A 16,845-nucleotide genomic window follows, 5' to 3' on the forward strand; every position below is an offset into this window, starting at 1 on the left:
AATGTTCTACATAGATACAACAACATACTGACAATACTAAAAAAACTTAATATTGAAATGACTTTTTGAAAAAGTTGCCAAATGTCAAAATTTGAAATTATCAAGTAGTATATGATATTAAAAAATGCAAAGATAAATGAATATATAATAAGAATTTGCATTTTACTGTATTTTAGAGTGTAATAAAAATATCTCTTTCTAGTGTACAACAGTTCATATAGAAAATAAGTAGATATACCTATTAAAAACGTAGCAGAAATCATAACCCCAATACCATTAAGCATACGAATCCACTCAATATCCCCCGACATAAATGTAATTATTCTCATTACTATACTTATACCGTATACATACAAATATACATTCTTATAGTCACGTATAATCTTCTTAATTAAAAGGCACATTTCTATTCACTTCCTTATAAATGTCATCTAGTGATAATCCAGGATACTTTTCAAAAAGTTGAGGTACTGAATTATGCAATAATATTTTGCCATTGCTCATAAATATAACTTCATCGAACAATTTATCCATATCTTGTATGAGATGTGTACTAATAATTGTAACTCCAGAATTTGTTTTAAATTTCATGATTAAGTCAATTAATATATCTCGAGTAAGCGGATCGACTGCTGCTAGAGGTTCGTCCAATAAGTAAGTATCTACATCATGACAAAGTAGAAAAGCTAAATGTAATTGCTCTTTCATTCCCTTAGAATACGAAGAAATCAACTGATCCTGATTAAGATTTAAGTAACTAAATATTTGTATTGCCTTTTCGATATTAAATGTGTCATAAACTTGCCCAAATAAATTAAAACACTCCCTAATTGTTAAGTCTTCTGGTATGTACGCATAATCAGGAAGCAATTGTACTTTACCTACATCATGAACATTCCCCTCATACTTTTGATACAAATCGGCTAAAACATTCATAAGCGTTGTTTTGCCTGAACCATTAGGCCCAAGCAATGCAATAATTTGCCCTTTAGGTTCAATAGACAATGTTATATCATTTAAAATTATTTTTTGTAATCTAAAAGATAAATTTTTAACACAAACCATATTTGTCTCCTTTTTTACTCTAGATGGTACATTTTCTAGAGCTCATCATTCCTTTGATTTCATACTTGAATTATACCAAATTTTTAGGTTTGTGACTATTCCTAAAGAAAAACCATATCACATGAATACAGATTCTTTGTTTATATTGAATGAATCATTTAATTAATTACTGATGAAGTTTATATAAATTTATTGGAAACTTTATTTTACCTATAATCGATATGATGGAAACTTATAAATTAGATTCATCAACAGGATTTGTCGAACACCCAAAATTTTATTTCTTTAATAAGGCTAATTATAAAATAAGGACAAAAAAAGACGACTTGCGTCGTCTTAATCATTATTGAAATACATGTTGTAAGTCTTTTAGCATTAATTTAGTAGATTCTAATCCTCCACCACTTAAATACCATAAGTCAGAAGTTAAGTTTACTACTTTATTATTTTTTACAGCATTTGTAGCTTGAATTAATTCATTTTTCATTAAGGCATCTGCTTTTGAATTATCTCCACCAATTGCTAATGTACGATTTAATACAAATAAAACATCAGGGTTTAATTCACTAACACCTTCAAAACTAATTTCTTGTCCGTGTCTACTATCTTCAATTTTAGCATCTGTTGGACGGAATTTTAAATCTTGATATAAGAATCCAAAACGTGATTGTGCGCCAAATGCAGACATTTTACCTTCATTTAACATAATTGCTAAACTTTTTTCGCTATGTTTTTCATTTTGAGATGCAATTGTATCAATAACTGATTGTAATTCTTTTACTTGAGTACTTGCTTTTTGTTGAGTTTCTTCGTTAAATAAACTTGCTAAGCTTTTTACATTTTTTTGGACAGAACCCCAATAATCTTTACTATCAACATTAAAGATTACAGTTGGAGCAATTTCTTTTAATTGAGGAATAAAATCTTTTGTACGTGCAGAAGCAATAATTAAGTCAGGTTGCATTGCTGCAATTGCTTCGATATCCGGTTCTTTCATGCTTCCAACATTTTGAACTTTTTCTCCTAAATCTTTAATATACGTTGGTAATGGTTTTGTTGGCATTCCAACGATTGTTTCACCTTGTCCAATTGCACGTAATGTATCTGCTGAACCTAAGTCAAAAGTCACAATTTTCTTTGGATTTGACTTCACTTCAACAGTTTCTGATCCATCTGTTAATTGTACTTGTTTCACTGAATTTTCTTGTGTAGTGGGTGTCACATTTGTTGTTTTTGTACCACAAGAAGCTAATAAAAATGTTGCCCCCATAACTACGGTTGTTAATAATTTTTTCATATTTCTCTCCTACTTTACTGTAATATATTTTTTTCCTAAAACTTCTATCACTTCGATATCAATTTCATATAATTCTGATAAGGTTTGATTCGTAACCACATCCATGGTTTTGCCATGAAACTCACATTTTCCTTCTTTAAAGGCTACTAAATAATCAGAAAAGTTAATTGCCATATTTAAATCATGCATAACAATGACAACTGTTTTATCCAGATTTTCTACCATATAACGCAGTAATTTCATAATTTCTACCGCTTGTTTTAAATCTAAATGATTTAAAGGTTCATCTAATAAAATAATTTCTGTATCTTGAGCTAATACCATTGCGATAAAAACTCTTTGCATTTGTCCGCCTGATAAAGTTTGTATCGAACGTTCTCTTAACTCTAATAAATTCGTATGTTTTAATGCTTGATCAATCATTTGATAATCAAGTGTCGATAACTTTCCTTTTGAATAAGGATAACGACCAAAGCTAACTAACTCTTCTACTGTTAAAGATACTTGAAATGATTGATTTTGTTTTAAAACGGATAATTCTTTTGCGAGTTCTTTTGAATTCCAAGCTTCAATTTCTTTACCTTTAATCCATAATTGACCAGAATCTTTTTGTAATAATCGACTCATAATGGAAACTAAAGTTGATTTTCCTGCTCCATTTGGTCCGATAAAAGCTGTTAACTGATTTTTTGGAATCGTTAATGAAACGGAATCGACAACTACCGTATCATATGCTTTATGAATATTTTTTAATTCCACTACGGTACCTTCCTTTCAATAACAATACAAAGTATAATATTCCTCCAAACCATTCAATAACAACACTAATTGGAATGTTTAATTGGAAGAGCTTCTCGATAACCAGTTGTCCTCCTAGTAATAAAATACTTCCTAATAAAAATGCGATAGTCCACATTTGTAAGTGTCGGTAATCTTTAATCCATTGATACGTTACATTGGCAATCATAAATCCTAAAAATTGCATCGGACCTACTAATGTTGTCGATAGACTTGTTAGTAACACAATCACTAGTAAAATCCACTTCTCTTCTTTCGCTACATTTACACCTAGTATTTGTGCTTGAACTTTCCCAAGGTGAAATACATTTAACACCATATGTTTTCTTATTAAATAGATTACTGAAATAGCTGTTAATATGACCACTACAATGACTAATTCACTTTGATGATGCATTCTTTGGAAGGAGGGAAATAATTTTCCTTGCAATTTATCAAATTCATTTGGATCCATTAATACTTGAACAAATGTACTTAAACTTCTAAACAATGTTCCAAACGCTAAACAAATAAATAATAGCATCGAAAATGGAATCGATAATAAATCATTAAAAGCTCGATAAATGAGGAAGAAAAAGATTATCTGCAACACAATCGTGAAGATTGAAATCCATAGATTTGGCGCTGTTTCCATTCCTAGACTTAATTGTCCCCAATAAACCAACGTTTGAAACAATACAAAGACACTCTCAATTCCAAGAACACCCGGTGTTAAAAATCGGTTTTGTACAATTGTTTGGAAACTAATCGTCGATATCGAAACACATAAACTAACTAATAAAATGACTAACCATTTTAACACTCTCTTTTTAAATAAGAGGACAGAGAATTTTCCCATATTTCCGATTGGAAAAAATAAGAAAATAGCACTGATAATGAGTAATAAGCTTACTAATGTAATTGTTAATAGAAGGGTTCTTTTCTTCATCGAATGCTCCCCCTTCTTTGCGAGCTAATTCTTAAGATTTGACTAATTAATAGTCCAGCTCCAACAATCCCTAAAATCAGACTAACTGATACTTCATAAGGCGGAATAACTAATCGAGCTACAATATCGCATGCTAGAACTAGTACTGCACCTAATAAAGCTGTTTGTGGAATCGTCTTTTTTAAATCATCTCCCGATAAATAGCGTACTAAATTTGGAATAATAATTCCTATAAAAGGAAGTGATCCTACCGTTATCATCGTAACACACGTTGTAAGTGAAACAAGTAATAATGTTAACCATTCTAACGTCTTATAAGAAATTCCTAAATTCAAACTAATCGATTCTCCTAAATTAGCAATCGTATAAACATGTGCCAATTTTGTAGAAACAATAATGATAATTAAACCAAAGAATAACCATTCGTATTGGTGAGTTTGAATCATGGAGAAGGATCCTTGTGTCCATGACGTTAAACTTTGAACGAGATGAAATTGATACGATATCATATTTGTAAAGGCTGAAATCATTCCACTAAAAATTAATCCTACTAAAGGAATCATCCACTTCTCTTTCAATTGTAAGGATTGCTGAATCATAATAAAAACAATCGTAAGTGCAAATGAACATATAAAGGCACATAGCATTTTCTGAAATAAGCTAGGTCCATTAAAAAAGAATAAACTTAATAGTAAACCTAATTTTGCTGCTTCAGTGGTACCAATTGTACTAGGTGCTGCAAATTCATTTTGCGTCATTGTCTGCATTAATAATCCTGCAATACTCATAGAACTTCCTGCCAATATCACACTCAATAGTCTTGGAACTCGAGATAACCAAAAGACTTGTTGCATTTTAACATCTTGTTGGATGAATAGTCCCCAAGAAAATGTTTGTGCTCCAACTGATAAAGATATTAATGATAGAATGAGTAAAAGGATGCTTAAATGCTTAAATTTCATAACCTCTCCTTTCTAATTGATAATCATTCTCAATTACATAAATACTAGTTTACCAAAAATTTCTGTGATTGCAATGGGTTTGGGGAAGATTGGACTTATTCTAATTACGAGAAAAATTATATAGACTTCTTTGATACAGTAGTATTTGGACGGCAGCAGACTTGCTTTGCAAGTCTCATGCCTAAAATTTGAGCCTTGGTCTCAAATTTTCCAGTAATAGAATCTGCTTCTGCAGATTCTATTGCTCATACTACTGTAAGAAGTCTATGGAGGGAACATTCATTTACTCTTTTTCGCAATTGATTGTATTTCGTTTCTTGTCTGAAATTCTTATATTTGATTCGTTAGCAACGGACTCTAGCTAAACGAAGTCTATGATAAAGGTTATCTTTTGCTCTTTTTCACTATTCAAATTTTTTTCATTCCTACTTTATTTAGCGTACTAAATAAGGTATAATATTCACAAGAAAACGTTATCAAATTTTAATTTAATTAATTGGAGGTTTTATTATGATAGTTATAGATCCTCAAAGGTATAAAAATGGAGATTCTTTTTATTAATTTTAAGATAGAATTCTATTAGATAAACTGTTTAAAATCATAACAGTATTTAGTCACTTTCTATAAAGGAGGAATTTATATGTTAGGAACTTTAATTGCTACAGTAGTATTTGCGTTAATTGTTATTGGATTAATTATGAATTTCAAAAAAATAGTTAGATGGATTAAAAATATTTAATATCTAGTTTCAAAATAAAAAGGTATAAAAGCTTTGCTGTTGCTCTGCTTTTATACCTTCTTCTTATATAAATCTTCTATATCTTGATTGGCTCCATTTTACGGTGATCCAGCCACTGAATGTTCCTACGATTGCTCCTGCTAGTACATCTGTTGGATAATGAACGTATAAATACATTCTTGAAAAAGCAATGAGGCTTGCTAAGACAAAAGCCATAATCCAGTACTTTTTCATACGAAGGAAATACAATACACTAACTACCGTAAATGAAATAGCTGTATGCCCTGATGGGAATGAATAATCTAATGGTTTTGAAATTAATAAAGAAACCGCTGAATTAACCTCATATGGACGTGTTCTAGCTACAATTGGTTTAATGAGACCATTACACAAAATTGTATTGATTACTACCGCAATAGCTAACAGAATCCCTAGAGATCTTGTTTTCTTATTCATTAACAAAACTGCAATTATCGCTAGCCAAATGAATCCAACATTTCCTAATGAAGTAATAAAAATCATGATAGAATCTAATATTGGATTGTGTAATTTTTGAAATCCATCAAGAATTTGTAATTCTGTCATCTATTTAGAATCCTTTTCTTTTAATTTTTGTAATCCTAATACTAATAACAAACCAACTAAAGCTGCAATTGGTGAAAATGTTGAAAAATTCATCGCTTCTTGAGGAATTTTTAATGTCGTTGGTCCCATTATAATCGCATAAAATGAACCAATCATCATTCCAATAATGCCATAAATCATTTGACTACGATAATGTTCTAGACAATATTTGATGGCTTTAACAACAAATAAGGCTCCTGCTAATACCCCTAAACTAAAAATAGCTAAACTTGGAACATATGCTAATTGGAAAGTTAATACTGCTTTTACAGCAAAAACGACTGGAATATAAGCTCCAAAAATTAATAATAAAGTTGAACCAGAGATTCCTGGTAAAAACATTGCTGAAATAGCAATCATTCCAATAAAGAATAATTTAATGGAATCAACAAGAGAAAACTGGCTTAAATCAAAACTACCTTTACCTGTGCGAGAATTCATCCAAGTAATTCCAGCTACAATAGCCACTCCTAGAAGAATATAAAAAATTCCCATTAATGGCTTTTTCAAAGATTCTTTTTCTTCCATCATCATTAAAGGAATGGCTCCTGCAATAAATCCAATAAATAATGAACTTACTCCATAAATATGTGATTCAAATAATGAAGATAATACTAAAATGGCACTGACCATTCCAATAACCCAACCAATTCCTAATTTTACTAAATAAGTAAAAGCTTCTTTCTTCTCCTTTTTACTTCCAAATGCCATATCATGAATGGAACCAATAAATTGGTCATAAAACCCCATAATAAAAGCTACTGTTCCTCCAGAAACACCAGGAACACTATCTGCCAATGCCATACAAAAACCATTTAAAATTTGACGAAACATAAGTTTCTCCTTTCATTTATAAATAAAAAGACTAGGCTACTGCCCAGTCTCCATCAGTACTAGTCTAAGAAATCTTTCAATTGTTTTGAACGACTTGGATGACGTAATTTGCGAAGTGCTTTCGCTTCAATTTGACGGATTCTTTCACGAGTAACTCCAAATACTTGGCCTACTTGTTCTAATGTACGGATTTCTCCATTTTTGTCTAGACCAAAACGTAAACGTAATACATTTTCTTCACGATCCGTTAATTGTTCTAATACTTCATCTAATTGTTCTTTTAATAATGCATAAGCTGTATGTTCAGCTGGACTTGTTGCATTATCATCTTCAATAAAGTCTCCTAAATGTGAATCATCTTCTTCCCCAATTGGAGTTTCTAATGACACTGGTTCTTGAGCAATTTTTAGAATTTCTCTTACTTTTTCAGTTGGTAAATCCATTTCTGCTCCAATTTCTTCAGGAGTAGGTTCGCGTCCTAAATCTTGTAATAGTTGTCTTTGGATACGAACTAATTTATTAATCGTTTCTACCATATGAACTGGAATACGAATGGTACGTGCTTGGTCAGCAATGGCACGAGTAATTGCTTGACGAATCCACCATGTAGCATATGTTGAAAATTTAAACCCTTTTGTATGGTCGAATTTTTCAACAGCTTTCATTAAGCCCATATTTCCTTCTTGAATTAAATCTAAAAATTGCATTCCACGTCCTACATAACGTTTTGCAATCGAAACTACTAAACGTAAGTTAGCTTCTGCTAATTCTTGTTTCGCTTCTTGATCTCCTTGTTGAATACGTAAAGCAAGGTTTACTTCTTCATCCGCACTTAATAATGGAACACGTCCAATTTCTTTTAAATACATACGAACAGAGTCATTAATTTTTACATTCGAAGATAAAGCTGTTTCATCTTCTGTCATTTCCACTTCAGGTTCTTTTGCAGATTCTGAAGATAATTGACGACTAGTTGGTCCACCATCTGCGTCCACTACACTAACTCCAGCATCTTCGAATTGTTGGATTAATTTATCCATTCCTTCTGCATCTAATTCATATGGAATCGCAATTTGCGCTGATAAATCATCATATAAAATTTGCCCAAACAATTTTCGTTCTGCTAGCAATTTACTTGTAGCTTCTTTTAGCGTTTGACCATTCTTATTGTTTTCAACTGTCATCCACTATTCCTCCATTCATGATTTCTTTAATTGTTTCTGAATATTAACTAACTCCATCATCAATTGATTTGCTCTAGTAGCATCATTTGATAATTGAGCTTCTTTCATTTCTTGCATACATCTTTGATATTGTTGTTTTAAATCTTCTTTTTTCGATAAAAAGTACATTAAGTCATGAATTTCTTTTTCCGTACATTCTTCAGGCATTTCTAGCCATTCAATCATCGATAATAAATTACGATTCACTGCATCGGATTCATCTAAAAAATTCATAAATTCTTGTACAAGTAATTCTTCAAGATGCTGCTCACGATAGCTTCTCAACAAAATATAAAATTGTTGATAATCTACATAAGGAAATTCAAACTCTTCATTTTCTCTTGCTAAATAACTCCATGCTTCCGGAGAATGTAATAGACGATACAAAAGTTGCTTTTGAGAAACTTCCATCGGACTATCCTGTGAAATCTTCATAGGATTTGCCGTCCACTCCCCTGTTGAGTGAGAAGATTGCTGCTTGAATTTTCTCTGAACAAAATTGACTTGACTAGAAAGTAATTCTACAGAAATTCCGAACTCATCTGCTAATGATTTAATCGCAAATTCACGTTCAATAGGTTTAGAAATTTTTGCCAATTCAATCGTCATTTGTTCTAAAAATTGTACTTTTTCTCGTTCAATTTCTAGTCGATATTGTTTTGAAAAATATCTCTTTTTAAACTGGAAAACAGATTCTGTATGATGAGCTAATTGTTCAAGATAAGCTTCCGCTCCTCTTTGTTGAATAAATTCATCCGGGTCCTTTCCAGCATCTAAAGATAAGATTGAAATCGTTAAAGCTGAATTTTCTTGCAATAATTCAATTGCCCGATTCGTTGCATCTAAACCTGCTCTATCACTATCATAGGCAATAATAATTTCATTTGCTACTCGTGATAAGATTTGGATTTGTTCTTTTGTTAAAGATGTTCCCATCGATGCTACACCGTTTTTAGCACCAGCTTGCCAAGAAGCAATGACATCCATATATCCTTCATATAAGACAACTTGTCCTGATTTACGAATCGCTGATTTTGCTAAATCATAATTAAATAAGAACTGTCGCTTATTAAAGATAGGTGTTTCAGAACTATTTAAATATTTCGCTTCTTGTTCATCGACCATTTCCTCATCATTGGGTAAAATCCGACCAGAAAAAGCAATCACTTTTCCTTGCTCATTACGAAGCGGAATCATAATTCTATGATAAAAACGATCGATAAAATCATCATTTCTTGCGATGAATAATCCTGATTCTTCCATCTGTTGAGGTGTTAATGGGATTTGTTTAATCAAATTCGTCACATAAGTGCGATCTTTTAATGCTAGTCCCATTTTAAAGGTTTGAATCGTCTCTAATGTATATCCTCTATTTTGAAGATACTCTAAAGCTTTTTCACCGCCACGTGTTTGTAATAACACATGTTGATAAAACTCAGCAGCATTTTCATGTGCTGCAACAAGCGGTTGATGAGTATCTTGAACCGATGGTCGAGAACTCAAATATTTATTTTCAAATGGGATTTGAGCTAATTCTGCAACTTTTGCTACGGATTCAACAAAAGAAAGTCCTTCAATTTCTGAAATAAATGAAAAAACAGTTCCTCCTCTACCACAACTAAAGCAATGATAGATTTGTTTTTCCTCAGTTACTGAAAATGAAGGTGTCCGTTCATCATGAAAAGGACAATGGCCAAAATAGTTCTTCCCTCGTTTTTTCAAAGAAACATACTGACTTACAATATCGACAATATTTACTTGCGATTGAATCTGATTCAGCGTTTCTTCAGGGATGACTTGACTCATATACTGCCTCCTTTTCCTAAAATGTTAAGGAACTTTTCCCTTTGCCTGTAGTATCCCTAATGATACAGGATATATATTATCATCAATTGAAAATTGTTTCAACTAATTTAGCTTTTCTAAGTTAAAAATATCAATATAAATGGTTCTACTATTACGATAAAACCTAGGGGGAAAAAAGGGGAAAACTAATCACAATTTTTCCATTTTGAGCCACTTTTGGCAAAAAATAAAAACCCAAGAATGCGATAACACCGTAATTCTTGGGCTACTGCTAGCAATGAAAATGACTAGCCTAATTTGTTATAGTATTCAACGATTAATGATTCGTCAACATCAGATGTTAACTCATCACGTAATGGTAGACGGTTTAATGAACCTTCTAATTTTTCTTCATCAAATGTAACAAATTCTGGACGTCCATATAAAGATTCTAAAGATTCTTTAATGATTGTTAAGTTACGTGATTTTTCACGAACACCAACAACATCTCCAACTTGTACTTGGAATGAAGGGATATCTACACGTTTACCATTTACAGTAACGTGACCATGGTTTACTAATTGACGAGCTTGACGACGAGTTGAAGCTAATCCTAAACGGTAAACTACGTTATCTAAACGTTGTTCTAGAAGGATCATGAAGTTTTCACCATGTTTACCTTCTTTAATTTTGCCAGCTTTTTTGAATAAAGTAGCAAATTGACGTTCGTTCATACCATACATATGACGTAATTTTTGTTTTTCTTGTAATTGTTGACCATACTCAGATAATTTACTACGGTTGTTTGGTCCGTGTTGACCTGGTGCGTATGGACGACGAGCGATTTCTTTTCCTGTTCCTGAAAGTGAAATGCCTAAACGACGAGATAACTTCCAGCTTGGTCCAGTGTAACGTGACATTGAACATTCCTCCAATTAATAAAAAATTTTTTTGGAGTAAAATAATTGCGAAACAGTAGATTCGTGCAGTCTCTACTAGGGTTCACCTTTGCAGCCGTGGTTACTACCTTCCTCTAAATGGATAGGACTGTTGACGAGCTTCTCTTATTTCTGCTGCATATTTTACACAAAAGTTATTGTATCAGATGTTTGAATAAAATGCAAACTATTTTATACGATTTCTTCCCATTCCATTTGAATATTCGCACATCGATTTCCATCCTGCGAAATTAAATGATACGTTTGTCTTCTCTCTTGACTCTCTGATGTATTTTCTTCCCATAAAGTTGAACACAAAATTGTTGATTCTGGTAATACTTCTTTTTCGTATTTAATGACAACTTGTTTTAACTGATTCTCCTTTAAAAACTCCATTCCTAATTCACTAAAAGCAAAATCAAAGTAACGAGCATTATTGACATGGAGATTCGCATCTATATCATTAATTCGAATTTTGTATTCTCCTGTTATCGCCTCTGTAAAATCTCTTTTAGGAATTCGAGTTGCTTTTCTCATTTCTTTTCCAATGGACAATGGATATTCCAACACAACCTCTTCATCTATTGACACAATTTTTCGTGCCTTCATATCAAGCATTGCAAATGTCGTGATACATTCAAATAACTCTTCTCTTTCTTTTGAAAGAATGCGATATTCACGGTAAGTAAAAAATTTATTATAGCTAATGGCTTGTGTTTCAATGATAACTTCTTCATCTACTTTTGGCATACGATGAATCTCAATTTCGTGTTGAATCACGATCCATGTATAGCCTTTTTCATAAATTAATTTTGGACTTTGTAATTGTTGTTGTTGCTTTCTAGAAGCTAACATCATCATTCCTAGAGCTTGACTTAATAACAAATTCCCTTTCCAATCACATTCATAAGGAAGAATTGTACGCTCTATTTGGCAAATTACGTCAACCGTCATAGCAGCCTCCTATTAATTCCAAATATCTTCACTATTTTCATTTAATACTGATACAATTTCTCCTTTATGGAAAATCACAATTGTATCTGTTGGTAAATGCATCATATCATAAAAACTAGGATAATCCGGGAAAATTTCATAAGCTTTTGCTCCTGATAATGGTTGAGATTCAATTTCTTGATCCACAGGTGCTACATACCATGTTTCATCATCAAAACGATGCGCATAAAAATCTTCCACTTCAAATGTATGATTTGCAATAATAACAGGACTATCAAAACGGAATGGGACTAACTTTCCTAATGTTTTTGTACGTTTCCCTGCTTTAAATGTTTTTTGAACAATCTCTAAGAAATAGCTACAATCTGTAATCCATTCCTCTAATTGTTTTTGTTCATAATTTGGAACGCAAACATGATACTCATTTTCAATGGACACAACTTTAATATTTCCATAATGAATTGGAATCAATTGATTTAATTCTTCTAAGTTTTCTTCAAAATAATCTTCTACAATCGTTAATAAATCTTCTGCTTCTTTTTGGTAAGCTTCTTTTGCTTCTACAATAAATAAACGTTCTTGAATTGTTCTTGTAAATTTCATTTCATCACTCCTTGTTTTCTAGTATACAGTATTTGAAACATTTTTTCTTGTATCTTCCCCTCATACTAATAAATTTGTTATACTAGAGTCACTAAGGGGGCTTATTATGAACGAGCATTTATTTTATAAATTTTATCAAAAAACACCACTAGAAAGAAAAAACATTTTAACAAACTTATCTCATTTATCAGATGAAAAGAAATCAAACTTATTAACTGGATTTAACTTACCAGAATCAGTAGCTAATCAAATGATTGAAAATCAAATCGGACTATATGACTTACCACTTGGAATTGTTCCTGAAGTCACCGTAAATGGTAAAACTTATACTGTTCCTATGGTAACAGAGGAACCTTCCGTCATTGCTGCAGCAAGTAATGGTTGTAAAATCATTCATCGTTCTGGGGGATTTACTACTACTCAAGAAAAGAGAGAAATGATTGGTGAAATTGCAATCTATGATTCCCCATATTCTATAGAAGAAATAGAGAAAAAACTTTCAAAGGAAATCGAACATTTATTTACTATTGCTCATGAAGCTCACCCTTCTATTGTCAAACGTGGTGGTGGAATCCAATCGATTTGGGTAGAAGAAAAACAACATCCAAATCATACATTTTATGTATTTTATATTTCTGTAGATACAAAGGAAGCAATGGGGGCAAATATTTTAAATACGATTTTAGAAGCTTTAGTTTCCCCTATCGAAACTTTTACAAATGGAACTTGTATTATGGCAATTTTATCGAATTTAGCAACTCATTCCGTTGTCACGACTACATGCCATATTCCATTTGAACAATTAGAAACAAAGACAATCTCTGGTGAAGAAATTGCCCGTAGAATTGAAATTGCTAGCGAACTATCACAAGTAGATCCTTATCGTGCTGCTACTCATAATAAAGGAATTATGAATGGAATTGATGCAGTTGTTATTGCAACTGGAAATGATTGGCGAGCGATTGAAGCTGGGGCACATACTTATGCAACTCTATCAGGAACTTATCAACCTTTTAGTAAATGGTTCATCCATGATGATAAGGCATTAGTCGGAACATTAAGTATTCCAATGCCAATTGGTACGGTTGGTGGATCCATTGCGATTCATCCTGCTGCTCAATTTGCTCATGAATTATTGATGAATCCATCCGCTGAAGAATTAGCCGCAATTATTGCTTCTATAGGTTTAGCACAAAATTTTTCCGCATTAAAAGCATTAGTAACCGATGGCATTCAAAAAGGACATATGAACTTACAAGTAAAATCTCTAGCTTTAACGGCTGGAGCAACAGAAGAAGAAATTCCACAAATTATCCAATTACTGAAAGAACAAAAACATTTAAATTTAGAAACAGTACAAAAAATTTTAGAAAGCATTAGATAATGCATAAAAAAGGAAGGAGATAGCCTAAACTATTTCCTTCCTTTTTATTTAACGATGAAAAATGATTCATCTAATCGTTTAATCTTCTTTTTTCTTGCCTGGAATTGCAATTCCTAATCCTGCAAGAATTGAAGCTGCTGCTGCTCCAAAGATTGCAAATTCATCTCCAGTACCTGTATTTGGTAATTCAATCTTAGGTTGTTCAACAGTTTCTGGTGTGTTAACCGTTGCTGGTGATTGAGCTACTTGACGATATACATGACGTACATTGCCATTTGACTCTGTTTCCGTACGGACAAACTCATATCCTGAAATCATTTCTTTTGGATGATTTCCTTTCTTAGGTGAACGAATTTCTTTTCCACTTTCATCAATATATGAAGTTTCTTTTTCCTTCACTTCAGGAGTTGATGAAGTTACTTTACGATAAATATGAACAGTATTTCCATCCTTATCTTTTTCAGTACGTACAAATTCATATCCTGGAATTGAAGATTTATCCTTCGTACCATTTTCTCTAGGTTTTAGAGTTTCCCCATCAACTGATTTCCAAATGGTAGATTTATCTGTATTTGGAGTTTCTGGAGTTGGATTTTCTGGTGTCGAAGATTGTTTTTTACGATATACATGGACTGTATTTCCATCTTTATCTTTCTTCGTTTCTTTGAACGTATATCCAGAAATTTCTTTCTTATCCTTCATTCCTTTGTCTGAAGGGTTGATTTCTTTGCCTGCTTCATCTACATAACTTGTTACGACTTGACGGTATACATGCGTTGTATTTCCTTTTTCGTCTTTCTTAGTTTCTTTGTAAATGTACTCTGGAATGTCTTTCTTATCTTTCGTTCCTTTATCTGAAGGGTTGATTTCTTTGCCTGTTTCATCTACATAAGTTGTAATAACCTTACGGTAGACATACTCAACTGTTGCAACGCCTTCTTTTAATTCTCCTGACTCAGGAGCTGATGATTCAGATTTCTTCACGAATTCGTAAACATCTCCATTAGCAGTTGTGATTGTTGTTGGTTTATGATCAGTTGTATCGTACTGAGTTCCAACTAAATCACCATTAACATCCATCACTGTTGTAGGAATCTCTTTACCTTCAGATGTACCTGAAATTGGTAATCCATTCTCATCTACATAGTTAACAACTACAAATCCAATATGTGCTTCTGGTAATTCTTCTGTAGTATTTTGTAATTCATATACATAAGTAATAACTGATGTTCTAGATTTTACATCTGAATTTTCAGCATCTGAATGTTGCGTTACTTTTACAAATTTATAGACCTTACCTTCAGCTGTTTTAATAGTTTCTGGTTTATTGTCTGTTGTGTCATATGGTGTTTTCACTAGCGATGCTGGAGTATCGATTACTGATTTATCAACTTTAACACCAGTTTCAGTAGTTCCTGATAATGGACGACCAGCTTTATCAACATAAGTAACAATTACATTACCATATTTTTGTTTTGTTTCTGGTTCTTTTACTTCTTCATAAACGTAAGTAACATTTTGTGTTTGTTCACTTACTTTACCTTTTTTCTCAGCTGAACCTGGTTTAGTTGTTGCAGTAAGAATGTATACTTTACCATCTTTTTCGATACGTTCTGGTTTAAAGTTTGATGTTGTTGTATCGTAATCTGTTCCAAGTTGTGTATCTTTTGGTTGAACTGTTTGAGTTTCTTTTAATGGAACTCCAGTAGTTGTTTCGTAAGATACTGTTACCCCTTGACCTTTAACTGCTCTATAAGTGTAAGTAGCTGTTTGAGTTTGTTCAGTGAAGTTCGTTGGAATTTTATCTACTTTTACAAATTCATAAACTTTACCATCTTTATCTGTAATTCGATTTGGATGTTCTAAGTTTACTTTTTCATTTAGTGATTTCTTACCAGTATTTGTTGGATCTTTGATTTCTTTTCCAGATTCATTAACAAATTTTTGAATAATTTCACCTTTAACTTCAGAGTAAACATAGGTTACAACAGTTGGTGTATCACTTACTTTACCATTCTCTTTTGAAGAACCTTCTTTTAATCCATCATTTTTCTCTACAAGTTTGTAAAGTTTTCCATCTTTCGTAATCGTTAAGTCTTTTACAGTTGTAGTGTTATATTCATCTCCTGTTGGAACTTGAGATTTCAAGTTGTTGTCAGGTTTGATTGATTCACCAGCTTCGTTTTCGTACTTAACTGTTACATCTCCATTTTCTAATGTATATACGTATGTGATGACCGCTGGTGTATCACTTACTTTTCCATCTTCTGGAGCTGAGTCTGCTTTTTTCTCTTTCAGTTTGTATACTTTTCCATCTTCTGTTTGAATTCTTGGTTTCTTAATATCTTCTGAAGTGGTATTGTACGCTGTTCCTGTTTCTACACCTTTTTTCAATTCATTTGGTGTTGAGATCGCATTTCCTGCTTCGTCTTCGTACTTAACGGTTACATCTCCATTTTCTAATGTGTATACGTATGTGATGACCGCTGGTGTATCACTTACTTTTCCATCTTCTGGAGCTGAGTCTGCTTTTTTCTCTTTCAGTTTGTATACTTTTCCATCTTCTGTTTGAATTCTTGGTTTCTTAATATCTTCTGAAGTGGTATTGTACGCTGTTCCTGTTTCTACACCTTTTTTCAATTCATTTGGTGTTGAGATCGCATTTCCTGCTTCGTCTTCGTACTTAACGGTTACATCTCCATTTTCTAATG

General features: G+C 32.3%; 14 protein-coding genes. 1 reads left to right on the forward strand and 13 read right to left on the reverse strand.

Features of this window, described 5'->3' with window-relative positions; all coding sequences use genetic code 11:
* Window positions 1–387 precede the first annotated feature (387 nt).
* The 12 genes from RWL86_RS06035 to RWL86_RS06090 all read right to left on the reverse strand — a co-directional run bounded on the left by RWL86_RS06035 (window position 388) and on the right by RWL86_RS06090 (window position 12,750).
* Window positions 388–1,065 carry an ABC transporter ATP-binding protein gene (locus tag RWL86_RS06035; RefSeq protein ID WP_314077925.1) on the reverse strand — a complete coding sequence of 226 codons (678 nt, stop codon included), beginning with the start codon at window positions 1,063–1,065 and terminating at the stop codon, window positions 388–390.
* A 343-nt stretch (window positions 1,066–1,408) separates the two neighbouring features.
* The gene (locus RWL86_RS06040; RefSeq protein WP_314077928.1) at window positions 1,409–2,362 is read right to left on the reverse strand and encodes an ABC transporter substrate-binding protein; all 954 of its coding nucleotides are present in this window, start codon (window positions 2,360–2,362) and stop codon (window positions 1,409–1,411) included.
* A 9-nt stretch (window positions 2,363–2,371) separates the two neighbouring features.
* The gene (locus RWL86_RS06045; protein ID WP_314077930.1) at window positions 2,372–3,121 is read right to left on the reverse strand and encodes an ATP-binding cassette domain-containing protein; all 750 of its coding nucleotides are present in this window, start codon (window positions 3,119–3,121) and stop codon (window positions 2,372–2,374) included.
* The gene (locus tag RWL86_RS06050; protein ID WP_314077932.1) at window positions 3,099–4,088 is read right to left on the reverse strand and encodes an iron chelate uptake ABC transporter family permease subunit; all 990 of its coding nucleotides are present in this window, start codon (window positions 4,086–4,088) and stop codon (window positions 3,099–3,101) included. The genes RWL86_RS06045 and RWL86_RS06050 overlap by 23 nt, the downstream gene beginning before the upstream one ends.
* Window positions 4,085–5,050, reverse strand: coding sequence for an iron chelate uptake ABC transporter family permease subunit (locus RWL86_RS06055; protein WP_314077934.1), 966 nt, complete (start codon window positions 5,048–5,050; stop codon window positions 4,085–4,087). The genes RWL86_RS06050 and RWL86_RS06055 overlap by 4 nt, the downstream gene beginning before the upstream one ends.
* Window positions 5,051–5,852: 802 nt before the next feature.
* Window positions 5,853–6,374 carry a phosphatase PAP2 family protein gene (locus tag RWL86_RS06060; RefSeq protein ID WP_314077935.1) on the reverse strand — a complete coding sequence of 174 codons (522 nt, stop codon included), beginning with the start codon at window positions 6,372–6,374 and terminating at the stop codon, window positions 5,853–5,855.
* Entirely contained in the window at window positions 6,375–7,247 is an 873-nt protein-coding gene (locus tag RWL86_RS06065) for a DUF368 domain-containing protein (protein WP_314077938.1), read from the reverse strand.
* A gap of 59 nt (window positions 7,248–7,306) precedes the next feature.
* On the reverse strand, window positions 7,307–8,431 hold the full coding sequence (gene rpoD / locus RWL86_RS06070; RefSeq protein ID WP_006702786.1) for an RNA polymerase sigma factor RpoD: 1,125 nt from the start codon (window positions 8,429–8,431) through the stop codon (window positions 7,307–7,309).
* A 15-nt stretch (window positions 8,432–8,446) separates the two neighbouring features.
* Window positions 8,447–10,276 carry a DNA primase gene (gene dnaG, locus RWL86_RS06075; protein WP_314077940.1) on the reverse strand — a complete coding sequence of 610 codons (1,830 nt, stop codon included), beginning with the start codon at window positions 10,274–10,276 and terminating at the stop codon, window positions 8,447–8,449.
* A 287-nt stretch (window positions 10,277–10,563) separates the two neighbouring features.
* On the reverse strand, window positions 10,564–11,175 hold the full coding sequence (gene rpsD / locus RWL86_RS06080) for a 30S ribosomal protein S4 (protein WP_006702788.1): 612 nt from the start codon (window positions 11,173–11,175) through the stop codon (window positions 10,564–10,566).
* A gap of 210 nt (window positions 11,176–11,385) precedes the next feature.
* Window positions 11,386–12,147 (reverse strand): acyl-ACP thioesterase domain-containing protein, encoded by a 762-nt coding sequence (locus RWL86_RS06085; protein WP_314077943.1) that lies wholly within the window; start codon window positions 12,145–12,147, stop codon window positions 11,386–11,388.
* A gap of 12 nt (window positions 12,148–12,159) precedes the next feature.
* Window positions 12,160–12,750: a hypothetical protein gene (locus RWL86_RS06090; RefSeq protein WP_314077945.1), complete on the reverse strand. Its 591-nt coding sequence runs from the start codon at window positions 12,748–12,750 to the stop codon at window positions 12,160–12,162.
* A gap of 106 nt (window positions 12,751–12,856) precedes the next feature.
* Here RWL86_RS06090 and RWL86_RS06095 point away from each other — a divergent pair, with 106 nt between their 5' ends.
* The gene (locus RWL86_RS06095) at window positions 12,857–14,134 is read left to right on the forward strand and encodes a hydroxymethylglutaryl-CoA reductase, degradative (protein ID WP_314077947.1); all 1,278 of its coding nucleotides are present in this window, start codon (window positions 12,857–12,859) and stop codon (window positions 14,132–14,134) included.
* A 78-nt stretch (window positions 14,135–14,212) separates the two neighbouring features.
* Here RWL86_RS06095 and RWL86_RS06100 read toward each other — a convergent pair.
* Window positions 14,213–16,845 (reverse strand): MucBP domain-containing protein (locus RWL86_RS06100; protein WP_314077950.1); only part of this gene is annotated, 2,633 nt, incomplete at its 5' end.

Source organism: uncultured Granulicatella sp. (genome assembly GCF_963515095.1).
GTDB lineage: Bacteria > Bacillota > Bacilli > Lactobacillales > Aerococcaceae > Granulicatella.